Annotated in this window: 19 protein-coding genes and 1 pseudogene; 11 read left to right on the top strand and 9 right to left on the bottom strand. The window is 66.2% G+C overall.

What is annotated here, in order from left to right:
- The first annotated feature begins 25 nt into the window (after positions 1 to 25).
- Entirely contained in the window at positions 26 to 1,024 is a 999-nt protein-coding gene (locus tag J8I35_RS07365) for a quinone oxidoreductase (RefSeq protein ID WP_050011886.1), read from the top strand.
- Between the two features lie 40 nt (positions 1,025 to 1,064).
- Here J8I35_RS07365 and J8I35_RS07370 read toward each other — a convergent pair whose 3' ends face one another.
- Complete coding sequence (locus tag J8I35_RS07370) at positions 1,065 to 2,579, bottom strand: MDR family MFS transporter (protein ID WP_209924883.1); 1,515 nt, start codon at positions 2,577 to 2,579, stop codon at positions 1,065 to 1,067.
- A 231-nt stretch (positions 2,580 to 2,810) separates the two neighbouring features.
- On the opposite strand from J8I35_RS07370, the gene J8I35_RS07375 reads away from it, so the two are divergent.
- Positions 2,811 to 4,370 carry a methyl-accepting chemotaxis protein gene (locus J8I35_RS07375; protein WP_089489478.1) on the top strand — a complete coding sequence of 520 codons (1,560 nt, stop codon included), beginning with the start codon at positions 2,811 to 2,813 and terminating at the stop codon, positions 4,368 to 4,370.
- A gap of 160 nt (positions 4,371 to 4,530) precedes the next feature.
- Here J8I35_RS07375 and J8I35_RS07380 read toward each other — a convergent pair whose 3' ends face one another.
- From J8I35_RS07380 to J8I35_RS07395, 4 genes are all read right to left on the bottom strand, one after another.
- Positions 4,531 to 4,902 carry a hypothetical protein gene (locus J8I35_RS07380; protein ID WP_239468978.1) on the bottom strand — a complete coding sequence of 124 codons (372 nt, stop codon included), beginning with the start codon at positions 4,900 to 4,902 and terminating at the stop codon, positions 4,531 to 4,533.
- Between the two features lie 96 nt (positions 4,903 to 4,998).
- Entirely contained in the window at positions 4,999 to 6,084 is a 1,086-nt protein-coding gene (locus tag J8I35_RS07385) for a DUF6402 family protein (protein WP_245170142.1), read from the bottom strand.
- A gap of 257 nt (positions 6,085 to 6,341) precedes the next feature.
- Positions 6,342 to 8,015, bottom strand: coding sequence for an ATP-binding domain-containing protein (locus J8I35_RS07390; protein WP_209924884.1), 1,674 nt, complete (start codon positions 8,013 to 8,015; stop codon positions 6,342 to 6,344).
- A gap of 123 nt (positions 8,016 to 8,138) precedes the next feature.
- Positions 8,139 to 8,993, bottom strand: a complete 855-nt coding sequence (locus J8I35_RS07395; RefSeq protein ID WP_050011883.1) for a helix-turn-helix domain-containing protein — start codon at positions 8,991 to 8,993, stop codon at positions 8,139 to 8,141.
- A 487-nt stretch (positions 8,994 to 9,480) separates the two neighbouring features.
- Between J8I35_RS07395 and J8I35_RS07400 the strand changes: the two genes are divergently transcribed.
- Together J8I35_RS07400 and J8I35_RS07405 are read left to right on the top strand one after the other, a co-directional pair.
- Entirely contained in the window at positions 9,481 to 9,690 is a 210-nt protein-coding gene (locus J8I35_RS07400; RefSeq protein WP_027780901.1) for a hypothetical protein, read from the top strand.
- Between the two features lie 175 nt (positions 9,691 to 9,865).
- Positions 9,866 to 10,141: a hypothetical protein gene (locus J8I35_RS07405; protein ID WP_050011882.1), complete on the top strand. Its 276-nt coding sequence runs from the start codon at positions 9,866 to 9,868 to the stop codon at positions 10,139 to 10,141.
- 118 nt (positions 10,142 to 10,259) lie between these two features.
- On the opposite strand, the gene J8I35_RS07410 is transcribed toward J8I35_RS07405, so the two are convergent.
- Entirely contained in the window at positions 10,260 to 10,907 is a 648-nt protein-coding gene (locus J8I35_RS07410) for a hypothetical protein (RefSeq protein ID WP_050011881.1), read from the bottom strand.
- Positions 10,908 to 11,505: 598 nt separating this feature from the next.
- On the opposite strand from J8I35_RS07410, the gene J8I35_RS07415 reads away from it, so the two are divergent.
- Both J8I35_RS07415 and J8I35_RS07420 read left to right on the top strand, forming a co-directional pair.
- Positions 11,506 to 12,840, top strand: a complete 1,335-nt coding sequence (locus J8I35_RS07415; protein ID WP_209924885.1) for an FAD-binding oxidoreductase — start codon at positions 11,506 to 11,508, stop codon at positions 12,838 to 12,840.
- A gap of 60 nt (positions 12,841 to 12,900) precedes the next feature.
- A complete protein-coding gene (locus J8I35_RS07420) occupies positions 12,901 to 13,995 on the top strand; it encodes a potassium channel protein (RefSeq protein WP_176015788.1) in 1,095 nt (364 codons plus the stop codon).
- A 119-nt stretch (positions 13,996 to 14,114) separates the two neighbouring features.
- Here J8I35_RS07420 and J8I35_RS07425 read toward each other — a convergent pair whose 3' ends face one another.
- Positions 14,115 to 15,302 carry a GGDEF domain-containing protein gene (locus J8I35_RS07425; protein ID WP_089489474.1) on the bottom strand — a complete coding sequence of 396 codons (1,188 nt, stop codon included), beginning with the start codon at positions 15,300 to 15,302 and terminating at the stop codon, positions 14,115 to 14,117.
- A gap of 174 nt (positions 15,303 to 15,476) precedes the next feature.
- Complete coding sequence (locus tag J8I35_RS07430) at positions 15,477 to 16,385, bottom strand: LysR family transcriptional regulator (protein WP_209924886.1); 909 nt, start codon at positions 16,383 to 16,385, stop codon at positions 15,477 to 15,479.
- 143 nt (positions 16,386 to 16,528) lie between these two features.
- Here J8I35_RS07430 and J8I35_RS07435 point away from each other — a divergent pair, with 143 nt between their 5' ends.
- From J8I35_RS07435 to J8I35_RS07450, 4 genes are all read left to right on the top strand, one after another.
- A complete protein-coding gene (locus J8I35_RS07435) occupies positions 16,529 to 17,401 on the top strand; it encodes an NAD(P)-dependent oxidoreductase (protein WP_209924887.1) in 873 nt (290 codons plus the stop codon).
- A 54-nt stretch (positions 17,402 to 17,455) separates the two neighbouring features.
- Complete coding sequence (locus J8I35_RS07440) at positions 17,456 to 18,973, top strand: aldehyde dehydrogenase family protein (protein WP_050011875.1); 1,518 nt, start codon at positions 17,456 to 17,458, stop codon at positions 18,971 to 18,973.
- Positions 18,974 to 19,021: 48 nt separating this feature from the next.
- Positions 19,022 to 20,356, top strand: coding sequence for a DUF3100 domain-containing protein (locus tag J8I35_RS07445; RefSeq protein ID WP_050011874.1), 1,335 nt, complete (start codon positions 19,022 to 19,024; stop codon positions 20,354 to 20,356).
- A gap of 69 nt (positions 20,357 to 20,425) precedes the next feature.
- Positions 20,426 to 21,616, top strand: a complete 1,191-nt coding sequence (locus J8I35_RS07450) for a M20 aminoacylase family protein (protein WP_209924888.1) — start codon at positions 20,426 to 20,428, stop codon at positions 21,614 to 21,616.
- A gap of 23 nt (positions 21,617 to 21,639) precedes the next feature.
- On the opposite strand, the pseudogene J8I35_RS34555 reads toward J8I35_RS07450, so the two are convergent.
- Positions 21,640 to 21,756, bottom strand: a pseudogene (locus tag J8I35_RS34555) (diguanylate cyclase); the annotation flags it as partial.
- A gap of 423 nt (positions 21,757 to 22,179) precedes the next feature.
- Between J8I35_RS34555 and J8I35_RS34560 the strand changes: the two are divergent.
- The coding region (locus J8I35_RS34560) for an autotransporter-associated beta strand repeat-containing protein (RefSeq protein ID WP_245170159.1) at positions 22,180 to 24,104 on the top strand (1,925 nt) is incomplete at its 3' end.

Raw genomic sequence — 24,104 nt, forward strand, 5'->3', positions numbered from 1 at the left:
ACTTCATTCGATAGCGAGGAACGTCATGATCCAAACAGCCAACGCCATCCGGATCGGGATCGACCGTTACGGCGACGCCGGCGTGCTGCGCCGCGTCGATGCGCCCGTCGCGCCGCCCGGCGCCGGCGAAGTGCGGATTCGCCAGACCGCGATCGGCGTGAACTTCGTCGACATCTATTTCAGGACGGGTGCGCACGCGTTGCCCGCGCTGCCGGACGCGCTCGGCGTCGAGGCGGCCGGCGTGATCGACGCGGTCGGGCCGGGCGTGACGGCGCTCGTGCCCGGTCAGCGCGTCGCGTATGCCGGCATGCCGACCGGCAGCTATGCGAGCCTGCGCACGATGCCGGCCGAGCGCGTGCTGCCGATTCCCGGCGGGCTGAGCGACGAAGCCGCCGCGGCCGGGCTGCTGAAGGGGATCACCGTCTACATGCTGCTGCATCGCGTCCGGCGGGTCGGCGCCGGCGATACGGTGCTCGTGCATGCGGCGGCCGGCGGCGTCGGGCTGCTGGCGACGCAGTGGGCGCGTGCGCTCGGCGCGCGCGTGATCGGTACCGTCGGATCGGCCGCGAAAGCCGCGCTCGTGCGCATGCACGGCGCCGAAGCGGTGGTCGATTATCGCGAGGAGGATTTCGTCGCGGCCGCGCGTGCGTTCGGCGGCGGTGCGGGCGTCGACTACGCGATCGACGGAATCGGCGGCGACGTGCTGACCCGCACGCTCGGGGCGGTGCGGCCGTTCGGGATGGTCGCGAGCATCGGGCAGGTGGCGGCGATCGGCGCGCGGCAGACGTTCGATCTCGACGAACTCGGGCCGGCCCGTTCGATCGCGCTGGCGCGGCCGAGCGTGCTCGGTTTCATCGCGCGCGACGTCGGCGCGTATCGGGACGCCGCGCGTGCGACGCTCGACCGGCTGGCGGGCGGGATGCACGTCGAGATCGGCGCGCGGCTGCCGCTCGAACAGGCGGCCGATGCGCACCGGTTGCTGGAGTCGCGCGCGACGACGGGCGGGGTCGTGCTGCTGGCGTGACGGCGGGTGCGGATGGAGCGCGTCGCGCTCCGCCGGCCGCTCAGTGATGCTTGCGCAGCGGCGCATCCTCGACGAACCATGCGAACACGAACGCGATCGCGATGATCGCCGCAGCCACCAGATACACGACGTGCAGCGAACCGGCGAACGCGTGCAGGTACGCGTCGCGCACGGCATCCGGCAACTGGCGCACGGCGGCCGGGCCGAGCGCGGGCGGCAGCTCGGTGCCGGCCGGCAGCGCGTGCATCATTCGCGACTGCAGCCCGTGCGAGAACAGCGCACCGAACCCGGCGACGCCGAGCGAGCCGCCGATCGACCGGAACAGCGTCGCGCCCGACGTCGCCACGCCCATATGCCGGAATTCGACGGTGTTCTGCACGGCGAGCGTCAGCACGGGCATCACCATTCCGAGCCCGATCCCGAGCAGCGCCATGTACGCGTACATCGTATGCAGCGGCGTATCGAGCGTCAGCGTCGACAGCAACGCCATCGCGATGCCGCCGGTCAGCGTCCCCGCGATCGGAAACGGCCGGTACGAGCCGAGCCGCGAGATCAGCCGCCCGCTGACGATCGACGTGACGAGCATCCCGCCCATCATCGGCAGCAGCTGCATGCCGGCCTGCGACGGCGTCGAGCCTTTCACGACCTGCAGGTAGAGCGGGATGAACGTCACCGAGCCGAACAGCGCGATGCCGACCACGAAGCCGATCAGGCTGACTGGCACGAAGGTGCGATGACGGAACAGCTCGAGCGGCATGATCGGTTCGGCCGCGATGCGTTCCTCATAAATGAAGCCGCCGATCGCGACGAGGCCGAGCACGAGCGTCATCCACAGCTGCGGCGACGTCCACGGCAGCAGCGAGCCGCCTTCGCTCGTGAACAGGATCACGCAGGTGAGGGCGGTCGCGAGGAACGCGGCGCCCATATAGTCCATCCGGTGCTTCACGTGCGCGGTGTGCGGCCGGAACGCGGTGCCGATCACCGCGAGCGCGAGCAGGCCGAGCGGCAGGTTGATCGTGAAGATCCAGCGCCATGAAAGATGCTCGACCAGGAAGCCGCCGAGCAGCGGGCCGACGATCGTCGCGAGGCCGTAGACGCCGCCGAACATCCCCTGGTAGCGCGCCCGGCGATCGGGCGGAACCAGATCGCCGATCGCGGCCATCGTGACGACCATCAGGCCGCCGCCGCCGAGCCCCTGCAGCGCGCGCAGCACGATCAGCTGCGTCATGTCCTGCGCGACGCCGCACAGCGCGGAGCCGGCGAGGAACAGCACGATCGCGGCCTGCAGCACGATCTTGCGGCCGTACAGGTCGCCGAGCTTGCCGTACAGCGGCAGCACGACGGTGGACGACAGCAGGTATGCGGTGACGACCCAGGACAACTGGTCGAGCCCGCCGAGTTCGCCGACGATCGTCGGCAGTGCGGTCGACACGATCGTCTGGTCGAGCGCGGACAGCAGCATGACGAGCAGCAGCGCGGCGACGATCAGCCCGCTCGGCGCGTCGCGGCGGGCCGCGTCGGCGGCGGGCCGGGTGAGGAAAGTGTCCATTGTCATCGAGATATCTGCCATGGCAGGGAATTGGATCGAAATATAGCCATTGATGATTGACTAGTCAATTTCTGCCCAGCCTCGATATGTTGCAGTCGTAACAGGAGGTTGCCCGCCCGGAAAATTGACCACGGTCAGCCTCGATGCAGGGACGGACTCAAGTTTTTTGCAGGCAAACCGTAATACAGAGGGCCGCGGACCGATTGCCGCGGCATTTTTCATCGCTCACGTGCCGTCATGAACCTGAACGCCCTGTTTTCCCGTTTCTCGATCCGTACGCGGATTTTCTCCACGCTCGGCCTCGTCGCCGCGCTGCTCGTCGTGTCGGGGCTGATCGGCCTCGCGGGCATGCAGAGCTCGAACCGCGCCCTCGACGAGGCTTACACGCGGCAACTGGCCGCGAAGACCGCGCTGTCCGCGGCGAGCCTGAACCTGACGATCGTGCGCACCACGCTCGACCGCGCGCTGCTGCATCCGGAAGCGGCGGAGGTGCCCGAGCTCGTCAAGAAGGCCGAGGGTTATTTGTCGAAGGCCGATACGGCGTGGCGCAACTACGCGGCGATGCCGCACGGCGACGACGAAGGCCCGCTCGCGAGTCGCCTCGATGCCGCGCGCCAGGCGCTGATCGGACAGGCGCTGAAGCCGATGATCGATGCGATTCGCGAAGGGCGGCGCGACGAAGCCGACCGGTTGCTGATGACGGTCGCGCCGCCGCTGTCGGTCGCGCTCACGCAGGCGACCGACGCGCTCGATGCGTACCAGGCCGCGCGCGGCAAGGACGTGTACGACACCGCGCAAACCTATTACGGCTGGATGCGCATGGGCGCGATCGCGGGCATCGCGTTTGGGCTTGCCGCGTGCCTCGGTTGCGCGATCGGCCTGCATTTCGCGATCACGCAACCGGTGAATCGCCTGCTGTCGCATTTTCGCCGGCTGTCGGACGGTGATCTCACGTCGGAAGTGCACTGGTCGTCGCGCGACGAGATGGCCGAACTGGTCAACGGCGTGACCGGCATGCAGCGCAGCCTCGCGGATACGGTGCGTCAGGTGAGCCAGGGTTCCGAAGCGATCTCGACGGCGACGCACCAGATCGCGGCCGGCAACACCGACCTGTCGCAGCGCACCGAGGAGCAGGCGTCGGCGCTGCAGGAGACGGCCGCGAGCATGGAGCAGCTGACGGCCACCGTGAAGCAGAACGCGGACCACGCGCTCGAGGCGCAGGCGTGCGCGGACAGCGCGAGCGAGATCGCGACGCGCGGCGCGACGGTCGTCGGCGAGGTGATCGGCACGATGAACGAGATCGACCGCAGTTCGCAGAAGGTCGCCGACATCATTGGCACGATCGAAGGCATCGCGTTCCAGACCAACATCCTCGCGCTGAATGCGGCGGTCGAGGCCGCGCGCGCGGGCGAGCAGGGGCGCGGCTTCGCGGTGGTCGCGGGCGAGGTGCGCACGCTGGCACAACGTTCGGCGTCCGCGGCGAAGGAAATCCGCACGCTGATCGGCGAATCGGTCGAGCGTGTCGCGACCGGCTCGCGGCTCGTCGGTACGGCCGGCGCGACGATGCAGGACATCCAGCAGGCGATCGGGCGCGTGACGGGCATCATGACGGAGATCGCGGCCGCATCGAGCGAGCAGCGCGACGGGATCGAGCAGGTGAACCGCGCGGTGTCGCAGATGGATCAGGTGTCGCAGCAGAACGCGGCGCTCGTCGAGCAGGCGGCCGCAGCGGCCGCGTCGCTCGAGGAGCAGGCGGATGGGCTGCGTCGCGCGGTGGGGGCGTTTCGGGTGGCTTGAGCGTGACGAGGTGAATTGCCGCGGACCTGTGGGCTGATGCGACCTGTTTCGCGGGTTGGTCGATGCTCTCGTCGGTGATCCGAGCGCGCAGTCTGTCTAGAAACAAAGCCCCGCTAGCGGGGCTTTGTTTCTTATAAATCAAAAACTTAGGTTGTAACCCTTAAAACAAAGGCAATCTGGCGCGAAGCCAATCCCACTTGGAGGGAGGGATCATCAGATGTTTTTTTATATTCGATTCATCGGTCAAGTCGATATAGCGAACCAGGTTGCCCTCGTAGCGCAGGGGCGGGTGAGAGCTATCTCCGTGATACCAGTTGACGGAGAAATATCGTCTCGCAAGAAGCTCGCCATTTTCACTGAACACGCTTAGTTCGATGTTGTCGTCGGTCGCGTCCTGATCATTCCCGCCAGTGCCACACAGCTTGAATCGATACCAAACGCCATTCATGTTTTTTTTGCCGCCATCCAATGTATCCGCGCGATCATAGAAATCGCATCGTCCGTAGGCGGGGCGACTGAAATGAATGATCAAACCTGCGCATATGTAAATGGCAATGGTTAGGCCAATGTATCTGATGGCTCTATTCGGCATATTTCACCAAGATTAAGGTCGATCGGCTTATTCAGCTTAAAATAGACTGGCTTTGAATATATCATGAAGTCTCTGCCTCTGTGATGCCTCTCTCCAGTGACTGTAATCTGCGTTGTAGATCGGAAAGTAAACGTCGGGCCTTTTGAATTTTCCGAACATGCTTCTTCGGGTGTCGGCTGGTTTGTTGATATTTTTTGACCAAATATCAATGTCGAATTCTCGCCTTGGCGATCCTGATCCGGTGAGAAGCGACCCTGTCGCAATGATCACTCCATGTTTGTTCCAGTGGCCTAAATATTGTTTTCCGTTGAATGAGTAGTTGTCTTTCACGTAAACATAGATGTGCGTAATTTTCCCCGTGGCGCTTAGGCAATAAAAGGTGCTTGATTTTTCATATTTGAAGTATTTTTCACTGGAAATTTCGACGTTTCCAATGGCCGCATAAATATTAAAATTGGCCAATGCCCCTGTGAGATCCGTCGGGGAAAGGTTTTTCAGGGTGTCAAAATTACCTATTTTAGATAGTTGAAATTGCCAATTGTTGTGAAATTTTTGAAAATTTCCTATAAACGACGAGGTGTTGAAATTGAATGTCGAATTTCTGTCAAAAAATAGTTCTTTGACAAAGGACTTCGTGATGTCTGTTGCTGTGCGTATGGAGCGCTCGCTGTAAATATCGCTCGCAAGAAGTTTCTCGTATTTTTCCCTGACATTTCCGAATTTCAACACCCAATCAAGGATAACGTCATCGTTATTCATCGGCTGGACCGACGTTGGATCGTCATTGTAGGTATGCGCCGCGCCCGCAAACCAGATTCGCGCAAGCCTGGCTGAAACCTTCCAGCCGAGATTGTCCATCGCAATCGGCACGTCCTGGAGATCGAAAGGCGGCGGTTTTTTGCAAACTTCCGATTCCGCCTGCGTCGGCGGTTCTTTGGTTCTTGCCTGATCGGTTTGCGGCGGCGGTCGAGGTGGCGCAGGGGGCTTCGGGGCATTCGAAGGCCCGGAAATCGCTTTCGGAGGCGGTGGCGGCGGCTTTTCGCCCGGTGCAAGCCGGTCGATCGATACGCTCCTTTGCGTATCAAGCGGAACGCACCCTTGGGAACCCTTGTATTCCCTCAACTCCGATCAGAACAATTCCTTTGTCGGTTTGTAGTACGGCAGTTTTTTCACGTCGGCCATGGGCTATTCCGTTTGCAATGAATGGCCTGGCATCGTAAAAGCCGGCTGCAAACGGGCAAACCGTCAGGTATGGCCTAAACAGGTCGAAACGAGCGTGGACAAGGGTCCCGGGCGTCGAGAAATGTGCCCGATTGTGTCAACGGCCACGATATCGGAGAGTGTCCCCGGGGCGGACAGGCGTTCGCCCGCCCGCCGCGTCAACCCGCGGCGTCCGCGAGTTGCGCGGCCGCGCGCGACGACGCGACGATCAGCAGCTTCATCGTCGCGCGCGTCGCGCCGACGAACAGCTTGCGCGCGGCACGCGCGTCGAGCGTGTCGAAGTCGACTTCGGTGAGGATCACGCACGGCGCCGACTGGCCCTTGAAGCGGTAGATCGAATCGAGCAGCACGTCGCCTTCGCGATATTCAGGGTTGCCGAACAGATCGTACTTGCCGGTGAAGCGCTTGATCCGGTGCGGGCCGAGCTGGTCGAGCGGCGCGAGCACCGAGCCTTCGCGGCCGCGGTACGACAGCACCGCGATGTCCTGCTTGCGGAAGCCGAGCGACAGCGCCTGCGTGATCGCGCGCTTGGTCGCGTCGATGCAGGCTTGCGCCAGTGCGTCGCCCGACGCGCCGTCTTCCCCGTATGCCGACACCGACGGATCGGAGCCGTCGAACGGGCTGCCCGAGCGCAGTTCGGCCGCGAGCGGCTCGACGCGGCCGACGACGTCGCGCACGAAGTCGAGCAGGTCGCGCGGGCTGCGGTAATTCGTGAGCGCCTTCAGCGTGACCCAGCCGGGCAGCGCGACGGGTTCGCGCATGTACAGGTTCTGCAGCGGATCTTCCAGCCACCACCATGCGGCGTTCGGCGCGAGCAGGCGCTCCAGCGCGGCCGCCCACGGCGCATGGAAATCCTGCCCTTCGTCGACGATCAGCACGTCGAAGCGCCAGCGTTCGGGAATCGGCGCTTGCGCGAAGCGCGCCTCGAGCCGTTCGAATTCGCCGGGTACCTGGAAGTCGGGCGTATAGCCGCCGTCGCGCGCGACCCAGTCGCACAGCTGGTGGTAGTTCGCGATCTTCGCGCCGGGCGGCGCGATGCGCGCGATGTAGTCGGCGAGCGGCCGGTTGAAGCAGACGTAGAGCACGCGCTGGCCGTCCGCGACGGCGTCGCGCATCACCTGCACCGCGAGCTGTGTCTTGCCCGACCCGGCGGTGCCCGTGATGCGCAGCCGGAACGGCGTGAAGTCGAGCTGGCGTGCCCATGCGGCGAGCCCGCCCGACAACCGGGTGACGAGCGTGCCGGCCTGCCCGACGAGCGCGCTCGTGTCGGGCGTGAGCGCGAGCTCGTCCGCGAGGAAATGGTGGAGCTTCGGTGCGTTCGGAAAGGGTTCGTCGTTCTCGGGCAGGATCTGCAGGATCACTTGCGCCAGCTGCGCCTTGCGCGACGCATCGACGATGCGGTCGGGCGCGACGCCCGCGATCGACGCGTCGCGGATCGCGTAGTCGGGGCAGTACAGCAGCGCCTCGACGCCGTAGACGCCCGCGCCGAGCGCGGCCGTCAGGCGCCGATGCAGCGTTTCCTGCGTGCGCGCGAGCTGGATCGGGACATTGCGCTCCTTCTGCAGGTAGACCTTCACGAGCCCTTTCGGGGTTTCGCGCAGGAAGCCGGCCTTCTGTTCGATCAGCAGCACGCGGCCGGCCGGGCTCACGACGACGAACGCGGCCTCGCCGAACACCGAGAACGCCTGGTCGGCGCGCGTCCAGTGGACGCCGTGATACACGGTGTAGCCGTCGGGCAGCGCGTGTTCGAGCGCGGCGAGCGTTTCGCGCTCGCGTTCGGCCGCGCCGGTCGCGGCGAGGCTTTTCCAGTCGTCGGGGATGAGGCGGGCCATGGAGTCGTGCGCCGGATGCCGGCGTGGGCGTGAACGGGTGCGGCTATTGTACTGAGGAACCCGTTCATGCCCGCGGCGCCGCGCGTGCGTTGGCCCTTCGACGGGCGGCCGGCCCGGCGGACGTCAGCCGCGCGCGAGCCGCTTCGCGAGATCGGCGCTGAGGATCGCCATGCGCGCGGGTTTTTCGTAGCACACCACGTCGAACGCGCGGATCACTTCGCTGATGTCGGCTTCGCTCGCGCGGCCGGTGAGCAGGTCGCCCGTCAGCACGAAAATCGGCGCGCCCGGGTTGTCGGACGTGCGCACGGCCTTGATCGCGGTGGCGGCCGTGCCGTCGTCGAACAGCCATTCGGTCAGGACCGCGTCGAAGGCCTGGCCCTGCAGCGCGTCGACGAACGCCGCGAGGCCGTCGAACGCGGCCGTCGCGAAACTTTGCCGTTCGAGATAGCGGCACAGCTCGGTCGCGCTGACGCGATCGGGATCGATCACCGCGACGACGAGCTTGTCGCTCTCCGCGCGGCGGGGGTAGATCTCGATCTTGTGCACGTCGTACGCGTTCTGGTACAGCACGCCGGTATGGCGCAGCACGCGCCAGCGGCCATTCTGTTCGTACGCGACGAACTCGGGGCGCGCGCCGGCTTCGAGCGGTGCGCCGATCCAGGCGGTGCACGGAATTTCTGCGACGCCCGCATACAGGACGGCTTCCTGCGAATAGGCGCCGACCATGCCGGGGTCGAGCGTTTGCGCGCCGAACAGCTGGGCGGCGGGCTCGCCGTACGCTTCGGCGACTTTCTTGATCTGCGCGAGCGTCCAGGGGCTGCTGCCGCGCAGTTTGCGGTGGCCTTGCGAGAAACTCAGATCGAGGATGCGGCACAGCTCGGTGGTCTGCTGGCGCTTGCCGATGCCGTTGCGGGTCATCAGCTCGCGCACGCGCTCGGCAACCGCGAGGGAATCCGTGGTGATTGCTTCAGTGGTCATGCTACGGGAACGGATCGTGACGTTCAGAACGACGCCTTGCGGCAGTCTCGGCGGACAGTCTTCATGACGTCCAATGGCGAGCCGACCGGCCACGCACGGAAAAGATAACTTTACCGCAAAATGGTCGCCATTCAGTGTGGTGAAAGGTGCGTTTGTGTGAAAGGTGTGTCATGAAGTTACGTTCGGCCTGCCGCGGCGCGTGCGCGAAAAGGTGCGTTCGGCAGCTCCGCGTCGGGATTTCTACGGCCGGGAGGCGATTTCGCACGAGGCGGCAGGTAATCGCCGCGCCATGCACCAACGCGGGGCGCGTCCTCGCCCGGACCGAGGTATTCGCCCCATTTTTGAAGGATATCGCGCGACGGCCGCTGACGCCTTTGCAGGACGAGCGATTGACTGTTTCCTCTAGTGAAACCAACGTGGATACACTTTTGGACGCCAGCGCAACTGCGTGCTACGATTTTTGCCGTCTCAAAAAAGTGTTGAACCGATGCAGAAGAAATTCTTGATGCGCGGATACGAAATGAACTGCGAGCCGCGCGTGACGGAGGCCGGCAAATACGCCGCGCAGGTCGAGGTCACGAAGGTGGGTTTCAGCCGTGAGGCTGCGTTCCGTAAGCTGGGTGAGTTCGAGACCGAAGCCGAAGCGGTCGCGTACGCGAGACAATTCTCCGAAGAGTGGCTGAGTCGCTATGCGTAGCGCGGCGCGTGCGCATGCCCGTGTCCGTGCAAAGGCGCATCGGGTTGACCGGTGCGGCGCCCCGAACGGCCGTCATTCCTGCCTGAATATTGCGAATGCGTTCGGAAATTTGTAGATTGACGACTCCTGTTGTGAGGTATCGATCGTCCGAAGGCAACGCAATTGGAGACTGCGAATGTCCACTTTGTGCATGCAGACCGTCGTTCACGGCAAAACTGTCCAGATCGTGCTGTCGCCCGAGCGGCGTACCGCCAGGATCGACATCGTCGATGACGAAACCGGCAGCTATCCGCCCCGCACGATGAGCATCGAGCGGTACGTCAATGCCGGCATGGCCGCCGACGAAATCGCGCGGCATGTTCTCGAGGTCGTCGCGATGTCGATCGAGCAGCTTGCGAGGCTGCAGCCGTTCGACCGCACGGCAGGCACCCAAGCGCGCTATTCGCACTGACGGCGCTTGCATGGCGGCGGCGCCCGTGGAGATCGAGACGCCCGCCTCAATGGCCGTGTGGTTGATCCAGCGCTGCCATGTCGCCGTGGCGCCGATACGGATGGATTGCGCGTTCGCGCTACGCCGGCATATACATGAACGGCTCGCCGTCCTCCCGCTCGACGGACAGCAGCCGCTGGAGCTGATCCAGCGCGAACAGCCGTTTTCCATCCGCCGCGGCTTCGGCGATCGCCGCGTCGACCAGCTTGCGCGCCCGCGCAAGGATCACGGAGCGCTGACGCGCGATCTCGAGCACCATCCGTTGTTCGACGTTCTGCCGATTCGATTGCTTGTCGCTCAGGTGGCGCCAGCGATCGCGAAGCTCGGCCCAGGTGATGCGCTGAAATTCCGGAATCGTGCTCGGCAGCGTGCCTGCCTCGGCCGGCTCGGGCTGCCCGCGCAACGCGCAGCGCAGCGACGCGCGCGCACGCCATTCGTCCGAAAACGGCGCATACACGTCGCGCGTGCGCCCGATCGGGTTGGCACGCTCGATCTCCTTGTCGAGCAGGTAGCCGAGCCGCCGGAGCGCGGACCCATGCGCGAGCATGTCCGGATCGAGCACGCGGATGCGGCGCGATGCGTCCGCGACGTGGGCTTTCAACTCCCACAGCGTCAGGCGAAGGTGCTGCACTTCGAGGATCAGGCGCTGTACGTCCGCGTAGGTGCACTTCGTCCACCATTCGGTGAGGTCGTTCAGCTTCGGGGGATCGAATGGGGGGAGGATCATTTTTACTGCGATGGCACTGTGTGGATATACAGTTTATCTCGCGGCGGTCCGGGGTCGTCAAGCCGAAAAAACAGGGCCGGTCGATCGCGCCGGATCGGCCGCCGCTCGGGTAGCCGGAAGCGATTGCCGCAATTGCTTGTTGACCGGCGCCGACCGCGCATGACATGGCTAGATGCCCGACATGGAGCGGGCATGGTTTGCCATTGCATTGGCAGTCCTGATTGAATAAAAAACGCCGAATGTTTGAGAGGACGATTGCATCGAGCGTCGAGCCCATTCGAAGCAGCCGTTCGCGTTGCGCTCCGCGGCTTCGCATCGTCGAATGGAATTTCCGCAACGGCGTTGGGTGGGCGCGCGCCGGTGTCGGTCGACGTTTTCATCGCTACCGGTATCGATGCGCAAGCGACGGCAACCGTCAATGCAATGCGCGGCTCCGGCGCCGTGGCTTCGGCAGACCCGCGCGACCGCCGTCGGCGTCAATGCGATGGTGGGCCTCGACGGGATGGCCGAATGACGGTTTCCCGCCATTTATCGCTTCATGCGACGACGTTGCCGCGATAAGCTTTGCCGGCCATGCATTGACACTCGACAGAAAACAATGACCACCACCTATCCGCTGCACGACGCATTGAGCCACGCCGATACGGCGTTTCCGCCCGAAGCCGACGTCGTGATCGCCGGCGCCGGCATCATGGGTTGCGCTGCTGCTTACTACCTCGGCCTGCGCGGCCTGAAAGCCGTCGTGCTCGACAAGTCGCGCATCGCCGGCCAGCAATCGACGCGCGCGTGGGGCTTCGTGCGACAGCAGGGACGCGAATCCGCCGAAGTGCCGCTGATGATGGCCGGCATGCGGATCTGGGAACGCCTGGAGCAGGCGCTCGGTTTCGATCTCGAATGGCGGCAGGGCGGTTGCCTCTACATGGCGGACAACGAAGACGACTGGGCGTCGTTCCAGGCGTGGCTCGCCGTGGCGCGCGAGCACGGGCTCGACACGCGCACGCTGACGCGCGCGCAGATCGACGAACGCGTGAATGGGCTGTCGACGCACGCGCGTACCCTCGGCGGCTTGTATACAGCGACCGACGGGCAGGCCGAGCCGCGTCGCGTGGCCGCCGCCTTCGCGGCGCGCGCGACCGAGGCTGGCGCGCGTTTCTTCGAAGGCTGCGGCGTGACCGCGATCGAGACGGCCGGCGGCGCGGTCGTCGGCGTCGCGACCGAACGCGGCACGATCCGCACGCGACGCGTGATCTGCGCGGCCGGCGCGACCAGTTTCCGGCTACTCGACGGCGTCGGCATCCGGCTGCCGCAGCAGGCCGTGCGCGGCACCTGCATGCGCACCAACGTGGTCCCGCCGGTGACGGCGGCGACGGTGTGGGGCCATGGCCTCGGCATCCGGCAGCGCAAGAGCGGCGCGATCAATCTCGCCGACGACATGCAGGTCGACGTCGATCTGACGCTCGGCCATTTGCGCGGATTGAGCCTCTTCTGGCCGCAATTCTGGTCGCAGCGCGACAAATTCCGGCTGCAACCGGGTGCGTCCGCGTGGCGCGACGTGCTCGCCCGCATCAACGGCTCGACCGGGCCGATCGAGCCGCGCGATCCTCAGCCGCAGCCGAATCGCACGCATGCGCCGCACGCGCTCGCGAAGCTCAAGGCGATCTTTCCCGCGCTGAAGGATGCGCAGATCGTCGAGGCGTGGGCCGGCCTGATCGACGTGTTGCCCGACGGCATCCCGGTGATCGATGCACCCGGCACGCCATCGGGGCTCGCGATTGCGACCGGGTTCTGCGGGCACGGTTTCGCGATGGGGCCGATCGTCGGCCGGCTGCTCGCCGAATGGATCGACACGGGCGCGCCGTCGCTCGACCTGTCGGCGTTTCGCGCAAGGCGTTTCGTCGACGGGACGATGGTGCGGCCGCGCAGCATGCTGTGACGGCCGGGCGCATGCGTTCCCGTCGTAGAATCGAGCCCGCATCCTTCAGGAGATTCCCCGTTGGCCACGCCATCCGATCAGCGCCGCTCGCTGCGCATGCGCCTGCGTCGCGCCCGCAATCCGTGGCAGGCGCCGCGTGCGCGCACGTTGTTCACACGCCCCGCGACGTCGCCGCGGCGCACGCTGCTGTTCCGTCTCGGCGCGGTCGTGCTGTTGTGCATGCTTGCGTTCCTCGTGCTGTATCTCGATCGCGACGGCCTGCGCGATTCGACCAAGAGCACGCCGATGACGGTCGCCGATCTCGTGTACTTCACGATGGTCACGGTCGCGACGGTCGGCTACGGCGATATCGTGCCCGTCACGGCGCGGGCGCGCCTGCTCGATGCGTTCTTCATCGTGCCGATCCGCATCGGCATCTGGTTCATTTTCCTGGGCACGGCGTATCAGTTCGTGATCCAGCGCGTCATCGAGGAATTCCGCATGAAACGCCTGCAGAAGCAACTGTCCGATCACATCGTCGTGTGCGGTTATGGCCTGTCGGGGTCGATCGCGGTGCGCGAGCTGCTGGAAAGCGGCGTCGATCCGGCGACGGTGATCGTGATCGATTCGCAGCAGCAAGCTCTCGAGGCGGCGACGTCGCTCGGCGTGACCGGATTGCTCGGCGATCCGGCGCACGAGGATCTGCTGCAGCAGGCGCAGGTGCGCGCGGCGAAGGCCGTGATCATTTCGGTGACCGACGATCCGACCGCGATCCTGCTGACGCTGTCGGTGCGCAGCATCGCGCCCGATACGAAGATCGTCGTGCGGATCCAGGAGAACCTGTACCAGCGGCAACTGCGGCAGGCCGGCGCGGATGTGATCGTATCGTCGACGAAGATCGGCGCGCTGCTGCTGGCGGATGCGGTCCATAGCCGCTACATCGTGCCGTTCGTCAACGACATGCTGTCGACGCGCGGGCGCGCGACGCTGCTGGAGCGCGAGGCGTTGCCGCATGAAATCGGCTGCCTGACGAACGTCGTGCCGGGCGCGATCGTGATCGGGCTCGATCGCTGCGGGAAGATTTATTCGTTTTACGAGGATCCGCCGTGCAGGATCGAGGCGGGCGACACGCTGGTGGTGATTCAGTCGGCGCGGATTCCGGATCCGGATGTTTGAGGGCGTTTTGAGTTTTGATAACTCAATGGATTGACTGTTTTTATTTCAGCTGAATTGCCGGATATAGCCATCCTGGCCTGCAACGATATCCGGAGTCGGGCCGCAAGGGCTCCATTCTTTCAAAACACTGCTGCATGTCCGGTGTGTTCGCCCGTTGCGTGGACGAGACGATTTCCGCCGAGCGATTTTGCTCGATACAGTGCCTGGTCGGCAACCGAGAGCAAGTGGGTAAGCGAAGCCGTCTCATGATCCGACTCGGCCAGGCCAATGCTTACGGTAGCGCGAATGCGATTGCCGTCAGTGCCATGCGATATCGCCGCGAACCGGTTTGCGATGGTCTCTGCCACCGTTCTTGCGCGGTGGGTGTCGTAACCTGGCAGCAGCGCAGCGAATTCTTCGCCGCCGATGCGCGCGAGAACCACGCTCGTCTCTGCGTCGACAACGGATCGAACCGTATCCGCGAATGACTTCAATACCTCGTCGCCGGTTTGGTGCCCGAAGCGATCGTTAATTCTCTTGAATTGATCGAGATCAAATGCAAGGAGAGCGACAGGTAGCCGACGTATCCCGTGCTCGTGGATAACCCGGTCTCCCTCTTCGAAAAACAGCCGGCGATTACCCAGGCGAGTCAAGTAATCGGTACGGGACTCCTGCAAGAGCTCGCCATGAATTTCTTCCCGTGTCAGGCGGAGCAACGTCATCGGTAAAATAACGGAATAAAGGACCCCTTCGTACATGGTGATTTTGCTGGCAATCGATTGTGCGCCGGCTCCAAAGACCGAGATCAGCCATGGCAAGGCGAATGCTCTGGTGGCATAGAACAGGGCGTGGATTCCCGTCACCGCTACCGCGACGCGTCGGGATTGAACCGCTGGAATGCCATCGCGTCGCGTGAGCTCGAAGGCCGTCATGGCGGAGACGAGCGCGATCGGGATTGCGCTGACATAGAGCCAGATGACCGTCTGAGAGGACGCTGTAGAGGCTGTCCATGTCAGCCCCATCAAGAGAAGCAAACCCGTTGAGCTTTTGACATACCGTCGGCCATTGAACATTGCCACGGCGTGCAGAACCAGCAGATAGCCACCCAGAATCACGAGGTTGCTCACGGCGGCGCCAGCGGCGCCCAGCAGTTCGCGCCGAAATGTCGCGAGTGCGCAGCCGCCACCGAGTGCCGCATATCCAATCGCCAGCATTCGCAGTTCGTTGCCGCGCTTGGGATGTGAAATATGTTCCCAGTACGTCATGGCGGAACTGGCAAGCAACGTTCCGATCGCCAGCAGGTAGAGGGTAGCTAGATCGACTGTCATTGCCGACGCCAAGGCGAGTCCCCGCCACGACGAGGAAAGGTTGAGGGAATACCGAGATAACGGCAGACGCGTCGAATTCTTGAAAAAAGTCCGGTCCGGATCGCCAGCGGCGAAAACCCGCGTTTCCGACAGGGGTGGTCAGGCGTCGCGAGGAGGAGTCGGGCCAGCCCCCCGCTAACGAAACGCCCGCATCTGCCCCGTCATCATCTGCAGCATCTTGTTCGCGGCCACCGACAGCTTGCGTCCCACGCGCGTGACCATGTGCGCCTCGGCGTTCTCGAGGATCGGATGCGCGATGTCGATCGCGAACAACTCCCTGGCCTGCAGTTCGGCCGTCACCGCGAACGCCGGCATCACCGCGATGCCGAGCCCCGATTTCACGAACTCCTTCAGGATCGCGAAGGAATTGGTGGTGACGACCGGCGTGAGCCGCACGCGCTCCGCGTATTCCACGGCTTCCATCATTTGCCGCGTACCGTAGGACGGGTGAGTGGCCGCCAGCGGGTAGGTGGCGAGCTGCTGCACCGTCAGCACCTTGTGGCTGCGGCGCGGGAAGTCGGGGCTGACGATCGCCATCATCGGCTGTCGCTTCGACGCGCGCGACACCAGCTTGGGCTCGGCGGGCGGGTTGTAGACCAGGCCGATCTCGCCCTCGTCGTTCGAGATCTTGCGGATCACGTCGTTGGTGCTGCCCACGTCGAGGTTGACGCGGATCCCGGGGAACTGCCGGCAGAACTGCTCCATCGGCCCGGCCAGCAGGTCCGACACGAAGCCCTCGCCGAGCACCAGGCTGACCTGCCCGGTCTTGAGCCCGCGCAGCTCCTGCAGGCGCGAGATCAGGTCGTCGCGGTGCGCGAGCTGCTCGCGGAAATACTCGATCACGCAGTGTCCCGCCTCGGTGGGCGTCACGCCGCGCGCGTGGCGCTCCACCAGGGTGGCGTCGAGCTCCTTCTCCAGCAGCCCGATCTGGCGGCTCACGGCCGACGGCGCCACGTCGAGCCAGTCCGCCGCGGCGCGAATCGTGCCGCAGCGCACGGCCTCGTAGAAATAGACGATCCGGCTGTCGGTCAGGGTATCGCTCATGATTCGGGTGTTCTAAAAAAGAGAACAATATCAATATTGGCGTTGATTGATTATACGGGTCGCCGGACCGAACATCGTTGCCATGCAAGGCGGGTGCAAGCTGATGCGCCGGCCTCGAACCAACAGCTATCGGGAGTCGTCGGATGAAAACGGTGGGCGTGATCGGTCTGGGCAACATGGGGCGCGGCATGGCGGGTTCGCTGCGGCGCGGCGGCTACACGGTGCTCGGCTACGACGCGGCGCCCGGCGTGGCGCTCGCGCTGGCCGGGCAGGAAGTGCTGTCGGCGCGCGATTCGGTGGCCGGGATCGCGCGCGACGCCGACGTGCTGCTGCTGTCGCTGCCGACCTCGGCGGTGGTCGAGGCGGTGGTGCTGGGCGCGGGCGGCGTGCTCGAGAACGCAAAGCCGGGCAGCATCGTGATCGACACCACCACGGCCGATCCGGACAGCACGCGGCGCGTGGCGGCAGCCCTGGCCGAGCGCGGCATCGGCTTCGTCGACGGCCCGGTGAGCGGCGGCCCGAAGGGCGCGGCCACCGCCACCATGACGATGGTGCTGGGCGGCTCGGACAGCGATATCGCGGCCATCGAGCCGATCCTCGCGGCGATCAGCGCCAAGCGCGTGCATGTGGGCCCGGTGGGCGCCGGCCACGTCACCAAGCTGCTCAACAATCTGCTGACGGGCGTGCACTTGCTGGTCGCCAGCGAGGCGGTGCGCACCGCGCGCGCGGCCGGCGTCGATCCGGAAAAGCTGGTCGACGCGCTCAACGGCGGCTCCGGCCGCAACAGCGCGACGCTGACCAACTACCCGACCTGGATCTTCAACGGCAAGTTCGATTCCGGTTTCACGATGAAGCTGATGCGCAAGGACGTGCGGCTCGCGCTGGGCCTGCTCGACCAGTTCGACAGCGTCGCGCCGGTGGCGCGCGAGGCCGCGCGCGTGTGGGCCGCGAGCGAGGGTTCCCTCGCCGACGGCGAGGACTTCAACCGCATCGTCGACTTCGTCGATCCTGCCTGAGGCCGGGCAGCCCGCGCCACGATTCCGCTCGACCCACCTATACGGAAACCCGACATGACCCAGCACGCAGACCAGTTGCTTGCCGCCTTCGCCCATTTTTTCCCCGGTGCCGCCACGATCGGCTCGTATATCGACGGCGAACTCGTCGCCGGCCAGGGCGACACGATCCAGCTTGACGATGCGGCGACGGGCGAGGCCACGCTCGCCTATCGCGACGCCGGCGCAGCCGTGGTCGACCATGCCGCCGAAAGCGCGCGCCGCGCGCAGCGCGAATGGTGGGCGCTCACGCATGCCGCGCGCGGTCGCGTGATGCAGGAGGTGGCGCGCGCGATCCGCGCCGAGGCCGAGGCGATCGCGCGGCTGGAGGCGCTAGGCTCGGGCAAGCCGATCCGCGACTGCCGGGGCGAGGTGGCGAAGGTCGCCGAGATGTTCGAGTACTACGCGGGCTGGACCGACAAGTTCTACGGCAGCGTGATCCCGGTGCCGACCTCGCACCTCAACTACACGCGCCGCGAGCCGGCCGGCGTGGTGCTGCAGATCACGCCGTGGAATGCGCCGGTGTTCACTTGCGGCTGGCAGGTGGCGCCCGCGGTGGCGATGGGCAACGGCGTGCTGCTCAAGCCCTCGGAGCTGACGCCCTTCACGTCGCTGGCGGTCGCCAGACTCGGCGAGCGTGCGGGGCTGCCGCGCGGCCTGGTCAACGTGCTGGCCGGCTTCGGCCACACCGCCGGGCAGGCCGCGATCGCGCATCGCGTGGTCAGCAAGGTGGTGTTCGTCGGTTCGCCGGCCACCGGCGCGCGCATCGCCGAGGCCGCCGCGCGCCGCGTGCTGCCGTGTGTGCTGGAGTTGGGCGGCAAGTCGGCCAATATCGTGTTCGCCGATGCCGACCTCAAGCGCGCCGCGCTGACCGCCCAGGCGGCGATCTTCGCCGGCGCAGGCCAGAGCTGCGTGGCCGGCTCGCGTCTGCTGGTGCAGCGCGCCGTCTACGACGAATTCGTCGCGATGGTGGCGGCCGGCGCGAAGAAGATCCGTGTCGGCGCACCGCTCGACGAGGCGACCGAGGTGGGCCCGATCAACAATCGCAAGCAGTACGACCACGTGATGTCGATGATCGCGCGCGGCGTGGCGGCGGGCGCCACGCTTGCCAGCGGCTCGGCCGAGCGCGTCGGGGAAGGCCGCGGCGGCTACTTCGTGGCGCCCACCGTGCTGGCCGGCGTGTCGAACGCGATGGACGTGGCGCGCACCGAGATCTTCGGGCCGGTGGTGGCGGCCATCCCGTTCGACACCGAGGAGGAGGCGATCGCGATCGCCAACGACACCGACTTCGGCCTGGCCGGCGCGGCCTGGACTACCGACGTGGCGCGTGCGCATCGCGTGGCCGCGCAGGTGAATGCCGGCACCTTCTGGGTCAACGGCTACAAGACCATCAACGTGGCTTCCCCGTTCGGCGGCTACGGCATGAGCGGTTACGGCCGCTCGAGCGGGGTCGAGGCGCTGTACGAATACACGCAGACCAAGAGCGTGTGGGTCGAGACGGCCGAAGCGCCGCCCACCGCGTTCGGTTATTTGTAATCACCGGCCCGCATGCGACGGCAGCCGGGCTTCAAGGGGAGACTCGTCATGGAACACGCACTGGGTATCGAGCGCCGCGAGCTGGGCGGCGCGGCCACCGCCAAGGTCCTGCTTTACGCGGCCGGCATCCTGCTGGTCGCCGAATGGATCGGTTCGTTCACGTTCAAGCTCGGACCGGGCAAGGTCGTGCTGCTGCCGATGATCTGGGCGCTGCTGCTCGGCGCCGCGGTCGGACTGGCCAGCGCGCGCTGGAACAGCAGCGCGCGCCTGAGCGTGCCCGACCAGTTTTTCGCGGCCGCGATCCTGCAGCCGGCGCTGTTGCTGTTCGTCTCCAAGCTCGGGTTGATGGTGGGCAGCGCGCTGCCCAAGCTGGCGTCCGCGGGCTGGGCGCTGGCCTTCCAGGAATTCGGCCACTTCGTCGGCACCATCCTGCTCGGCCTGCCGCTTGCGTTGCTGCTCGGCATCAAGCGCGAAGCGATTGGCGCGACCTTCTCGGTGGGCCGCGAGCCGAGCCTCGCGATCATCGGCGAGAAGTACGGGATGGATTCGGCCGAAGGCCGCGGCGTGCTGGCCGAGTACCTGACCGGCACAGTGTTCGGTGCGGTGTTCATCGCCGTATTCGCGGGTTTCGTGAGCAGCCTCGGCATCTTCGATCCACTCGCGCTGGCGATGGGCTCGGGCGTCGGCTCGGGCAGCATGATGGCGGCCGCGTCGGGCGCGATCGCCGCGCAGCAGGACCCGGAGACGGCGAAATCGGTGCTCGCGTTCGCCGCGGCCAGCAACCTGATCACCACCACCATCGGTACCTACTTCACGCTGTTCATCTCGCTGCCGCTCGCGGTCTGGGGCTATCGCGTGCTGGAGCCGCTGATCGGACGCACCACCAAGGCATCGGCGCAGCCCGAGGCGGCCAGCCCGTCGCTGGGCGACGTGCGGACCGAGGCGCCCGCGCTCGGCTACGGCGGCAAGCTGCTGGCCTGGATCGTGACGGCCGCGATGGCGCTGGTGTGCGACTGGATTGCCCACGGCACCACCCCGCTGGCGGGGCTGCCGGGCATCGCGATCATGGTGTGCGCGACGATCGTCGGCGATGCGCTGGCGCGTGTGACGGGGCGGCGGATTCCGGCGGTCTGCTGGGTATCGGTGGTGGCGATGTTCCTGACCTCGCCGTGGTCCCCGTGGGCATCGCAGATCGCCGCGCTCAGCTCGCACAACGATTTCCTCGGCGTGACCACGCCGATGCTGGTGTTCGCGGGGCTGTCGATCGCCAAGGACATCCCGGCCTTCCGCCGGCTCGGCTGGCGCATCGTGCTGGTGTCCTTCGTGGCCAATGCCGGCACCTTCATCGGCGCGACCCTGGTGGCGCAGCTGTTCCATATCTGATCCGATGCGTCGCGGCGCGGCCCGCCGCCGTGCCGCGACGCGACGACCGACAAGAGCGCTTCCTTCCGCATGACACTGATCGATTCCATCGTCGCGTACGCCGACGAACTGACGGCGATCCGCCGCGATATCCATGCCCATCCCGAGGTGGGCTACGACGTGTTCCGCACCGCCGAACTCGTCGCCGAGCGGCTCGAGCAATGGGGTTACGCCGTCACGCGCGGCGTCGGCCGCACCGGCGTGGTCGGCACCTTGAAGCGCGGCGGCAGCGCGCGCGCGATCGGCCTGCGCGCCGACATGGATGCGCTGCCCGTGCACGAGGCCAACACCTTCGCGCATCGTTCGACGGTGCCCGGCGCGATGCATGCGTGCGGCCACGACGGGCATACCGCGATGCTGCTGGGGGCCGCGCGCCATCTGGCGCGGCATGGCGAGTTCGACGGCACCGTGCAGTTGTTCTTCCAGCCGGCCGAGGAGGCGGGCGGCGGCGCGCGCGCGATGATCGAGGACGGCCTGTTCGACCGTTTTCCGGTGGATGCCGTGTTCGGGCTGCACAACTGGCCCGGCATCGCGGCCGGCGATTTCGCGGTGCGGCCGGGGCCGCTGATGGCGTCGACCAGTCTGTTCCGGATCGACTTGCGCGGCGCCGGCTGCCACGCGGCCATGCCGCACCTGGGCCGCGATCCGGTGTTCGCGGCGGGACAGGTGCTGAGCGCCCTGCAGGGGATCGTCACGCGCAACCGCAATCCGATCGACGGCGCGGTGCTGTCGGTCACGCAGGTGCATGCGGGCGAGGCGATGAACGTGGTGCCGACCGATGCGTGGCTCGGCGGCACGGTGCGGACCTTCTCCGAGGCGACGCTCGACCTGATCGAGACGCGCATGCGCGCCGTGGCGGCCGCGACGGCCGCGGCCTTCGATTGCGAGAGCGAGGTGGATTTCCAGCGCCAGTATCCGGCCACCGTGAACGACGCCGGGCAGACGGCGGTGGCGGTGACGGTGATGCGCGAGCTGGTGGGCGACGCGCATGTGAACGCAGCCGTCGATCCGACCATGGCGGCGGAGGATTTCTCGTTCATGCTGCGCGAGAAGCCGGGTTGCTATGCATTCCTCGGGAACGGGGCGGGCGATCATCGCGTGCATGGGCATGGCGGCGGGCCTTGCCTGCTGCATAACGCCAGCTATGACTTCAACGATGCGTTGTTGCCGGTGGGCGCGAGTTATTTCGTGAAGTTGGTGGAGCGGGTTCTGGCGCGGTAGGGACGCGGTGGCGACTTTTCGGAGGCGATCGCCAACTTGGCGGCACCTCGTTCGCCGGTATCGGGCAACACGGCGACGAATTCCTCATCGCCGTAGCGTGTGGCGAGATCGTTGCTCCGCCGCGTATGCGCGCGGATGCATCGAACATCGACCGAAAGCGCATGCAGTCACGCGTTCGAGCGCATGTCCGGACCTGCGCCGACGGCATATCGACGGGGGCAGCGAGCGCGGCCGCGTTTGACGCGAGCGTGACGCGAAGGCCGCGACGAAGCGATGATGATGCAAGTCAAGCATGGTTGCCCGGCTCGATCGCGAGGGGTAGTCGGCCGTGCTTTATCTTCCTCTCGCCCTTGGACAGTGGCGGCCCCGCGACAGCGCTGGATGTGTGTTCGCGGCAGGTGTTATATTGCGCGCGCATGCGCCCCGACCGATGAGCCAACACAATCAGTATCCGCGGACCGGCGCGCCATAGAAAGACAACAACGACGGGTCCGTCGCGCCACCGGTACAGCCTCTTCGTGACCAGCGCCAGGCCCATGGGTCTATGCACCGAGGGGATCGACATGAACCGGGTCTATCGGCTGGTCTGGAGCCGTAGCTTGCGTGCTCCGCAAGTGGTATCCGAACACACGAGGGCATCACACGGCGGAGTCGACGCCGGTCATGGCGCCACGCCCGCGCGCCGCTGCGCTTCCATCGCTTCCGTCGTTTCGATCGGCGTGTCGCTCGGCCTGGCCGGCGCGGCCGTCCCGGGTTGGGCCGTCACGTGCTCTTCCGGCACCATCGCGAATTGCAGCGCCCCCGGCGGCGCCGGCATCCCGGACCGAAGCGGCAACGGCGGCAGCGGTAACGGCGGTGGCGGGGGTTCCTCCACGTTGGGCGGCGGCTCCGCCACGGTCCAGGTTCCCGGCGGCCCCACGTCGGGCGGGACCGGCGGCACCGGCGCGACGAACGACAGCGGGCAGGGCGGCGTCGGCGGTGCACCCGCGGTGGTGCTTGCCGGCGATGCGGTGGTCAACGCGAACGCGCAAGGCGGCGCAGGTCAGGCCTTCGACGGATTCAATTTTGCCGGTGGCGCGGGCGGCGGTGGCGCGGGCGTGTATTCGACCGGCACCAGCGTGACCGTCAGCAACGGCGTGACCGTGCAGGGCGGCAGCGGCGGGAATGGCGGTGCCGGCACGTCAGGGCCTGCGTCGAACGGTGGCGGTGGCGGGGGCGGAGGCGGTGGGCTGGTCATGGTGACGCCGGCGGCCGACGTGATGAACCAGGGGACGCTCGTCGGCGGAAACGGCGGCACCGGGGGCGGCGGCGGAAACCCGGGCGGCGGAGGCGGGGGCGGCGACGGGCTGCTGACCTTGGGCCCCGGTTCGCAGGTAACCAATCTCGGGACCGTCGTCGGTGGCGTGGGCGGCATCAGCGGCGGCGGCGCAAGCACGGCCGGCGCCAGCGGCGCGGGCGTCAACCTGGCTAGCGACTTCACCGTGCTGACCAACGTCGGCACGATCACCGGCGGCGCCGGCAACGGCGGGGCTGCCGGTGCCGGTGTCATCGCCAATGGCCGCGATGTCGTCGTCAACGGCGGCACGATCGCGGGCGGCTTGTACGCGGACGGCGTGACGCGCGCATCAGCCATCCGGTTCAACGGCGCGAACAATACGCTGCAGTTGGTCACCGGGTCCAACATCGTCGGTAACCTCGAGGTGACGGCCGGGGCGACGACCACCATCACCGCGGGCTCCGCGGGGCTCTCGTTGTCCAACCAGGTGACGCTCGGCGATGCCGCGTCCCGCGTGACCTTCGATTCCACCACGACCGACCTCGTGGTGTCAGGCGTGATATCCGGGGCGGGCAACGTCGCGGTGCGCGGTGGCCGAACGATCATGCTGACGGGAGACAACACCTATACCGGCGGCACCACGATCACCGCCGGCACGCTGCAGATCGGCAGCGGCGGGACCACGGGCTCCGTCGCCGGCGACATCGTCAACAACGGCACGTTGGCGTTCAACCGCAGCGACACGGTGTCGTATGGCGGCACGATCAGCGGGACGGGCAGCCTCATGCAGGCGGGGACCGGCACGCTCGCGATATCCAGCGTCGCCGGCTATGCGGGGAGCACCACCATCAACGCCGGCACGCTCGCGCTGATCGGCGCGGGTAGCATTGCTGCTTCCAGCGGAGTCGTCGCGAACGGCACGTTCGATATCTCGGGGACGACCGCGGGGGCGACGATCAACGCGCTGACCGGCACGGGCACGGTTGCGCTGGGCGACCGCACGCTGACGCTGGCCAATGCGGCCGGTACGTTCAGCGGCGCGATTGGCGGCACGGGCGGGCTGACGGTTGCGGGCGGTACGCAAACGCTGTCGGGCGCCAACGGCTTTACCGGTGCAACGTCGATCAACGCCGGTACGCTGGCGTTGACCGGTTCGGGCAGCGTCGCCGCGTCCAGCGGCGTCGTCAACAACGGCACGTTCGATATCTCGGG

Source organism: Burkholderia sp. CpTa8-5 (assembly GCF_017815045.1).
Lineage (GTDB): Bacteria > Pseudomonadota > Gammaproteobacteria > Burkholderiales > Burkholderiaceae > Burkholderia > Burkholderia sola.

Bases quoted from the DNA above. Each gene is read 5' to 3' on its own strand.
- J8I35_RS07365 (WP_050011886.1), top strand. From the start codon at position 26: ATGATCCAAACAGCCAACGCCATCCGGATCGGGATCGACCGTTACGGC.
- J8I35_RS07370 (WP_209924883.1), bottom strand. From the start codon at position 2,579: ATGACAATGGACACTTTCCTCACCCGGCCCGCCGCCGACGCGGCCCGC.
- J8I35_RS07375 (WP_089489478.1), top strand. From the start codon at position 2,811: ATGAACCTGAACGCCCTGTTTTCCCGTTTCTCGATCCGTACGCGGATT.
- J8I35_RS07390 (WP_209924884.1), bottom strand. From the start codon at position 8,015: ATGGCCCGCCTCATCCCCGACGACTGGAAAAGCCTCGCCGCGACCGGC.
- J8I35_RS07395 (WP_050011883.1), bottom strand. From the start codon at position 8,993: ATGACCACTGAAGCAATCACCACGGATTCCCTCGCGGTTGCCGAGCGC.
- J8I35_RS07400 (WP_027780901.1), top strand. From the start codon at position 9,481: ATGCAGAAGAAATTCTTGATGCGCGGATACGAAATGAACTGCGAGCCG.
- J8I35_RS07405 (WP_050011882.1), top strand. From the start codon at position 9,866: ATGTCCACTTTGTGCATGCAGACCGTCGTTCACGGCAAAACTGTCCAG.
- J8I35_RS07410 (WP_050011881.1), bottom strand. From the start codon at position 10,907: ATGATCCTCCCCCCATTCGATCCCCCGAAGCTGAACGACCTCACCGAA.
- J8I35_RS07415 (WP_209924885.1), top strand. From the start codon at position 11,506: ATGACCACCACCTATCCGCTGCACGACGCATTGAGCCACGCCGATACG.
- J8I35_RS07425 (WP_089489474.1), bottom strand. From the start codon at position 15,302: ATGACAGTCGATCTAGCTACCCTCTACCTGCTGGCGATCGGAACGTTG.
- J8I35_RS07430 (WP_209924886.1), bottom strand. From the start codon at position 16,385: ATGAGCGATACCCTGACCGACAGCCGGATCGTCTATTTCTACGAGGCC.
- J8I35_RS07435 (WP_209924887.1), top strand. From the start codon at position 16,529: ATGAAAACGGTGGGCGTGATCGGTCTGGGCAACATGGGGCGCGGCATG.
- J8I35_RS07440 (WP_050011875.1), top strand. From the start codon at position 17,456: ATGACCCAGCACGCAGACCAGTTGCTTGCCGCCTTCGCCCATTTTTTC.
- J8I35_RS07445 (WP_050011874.1), top strand. From the start codon at position 19,022: ATGGAACACGCACTGGGTATCGAGCGCCGCGAGCTGGGCGGCGCGGCC.
- J8I35_RS07450 (WP_209924888.1), top strand. From the start codon at position 20,426: ATGACACTGATCGATTCCATCGTCGCGTACGCCGACGAACTGACGGCG.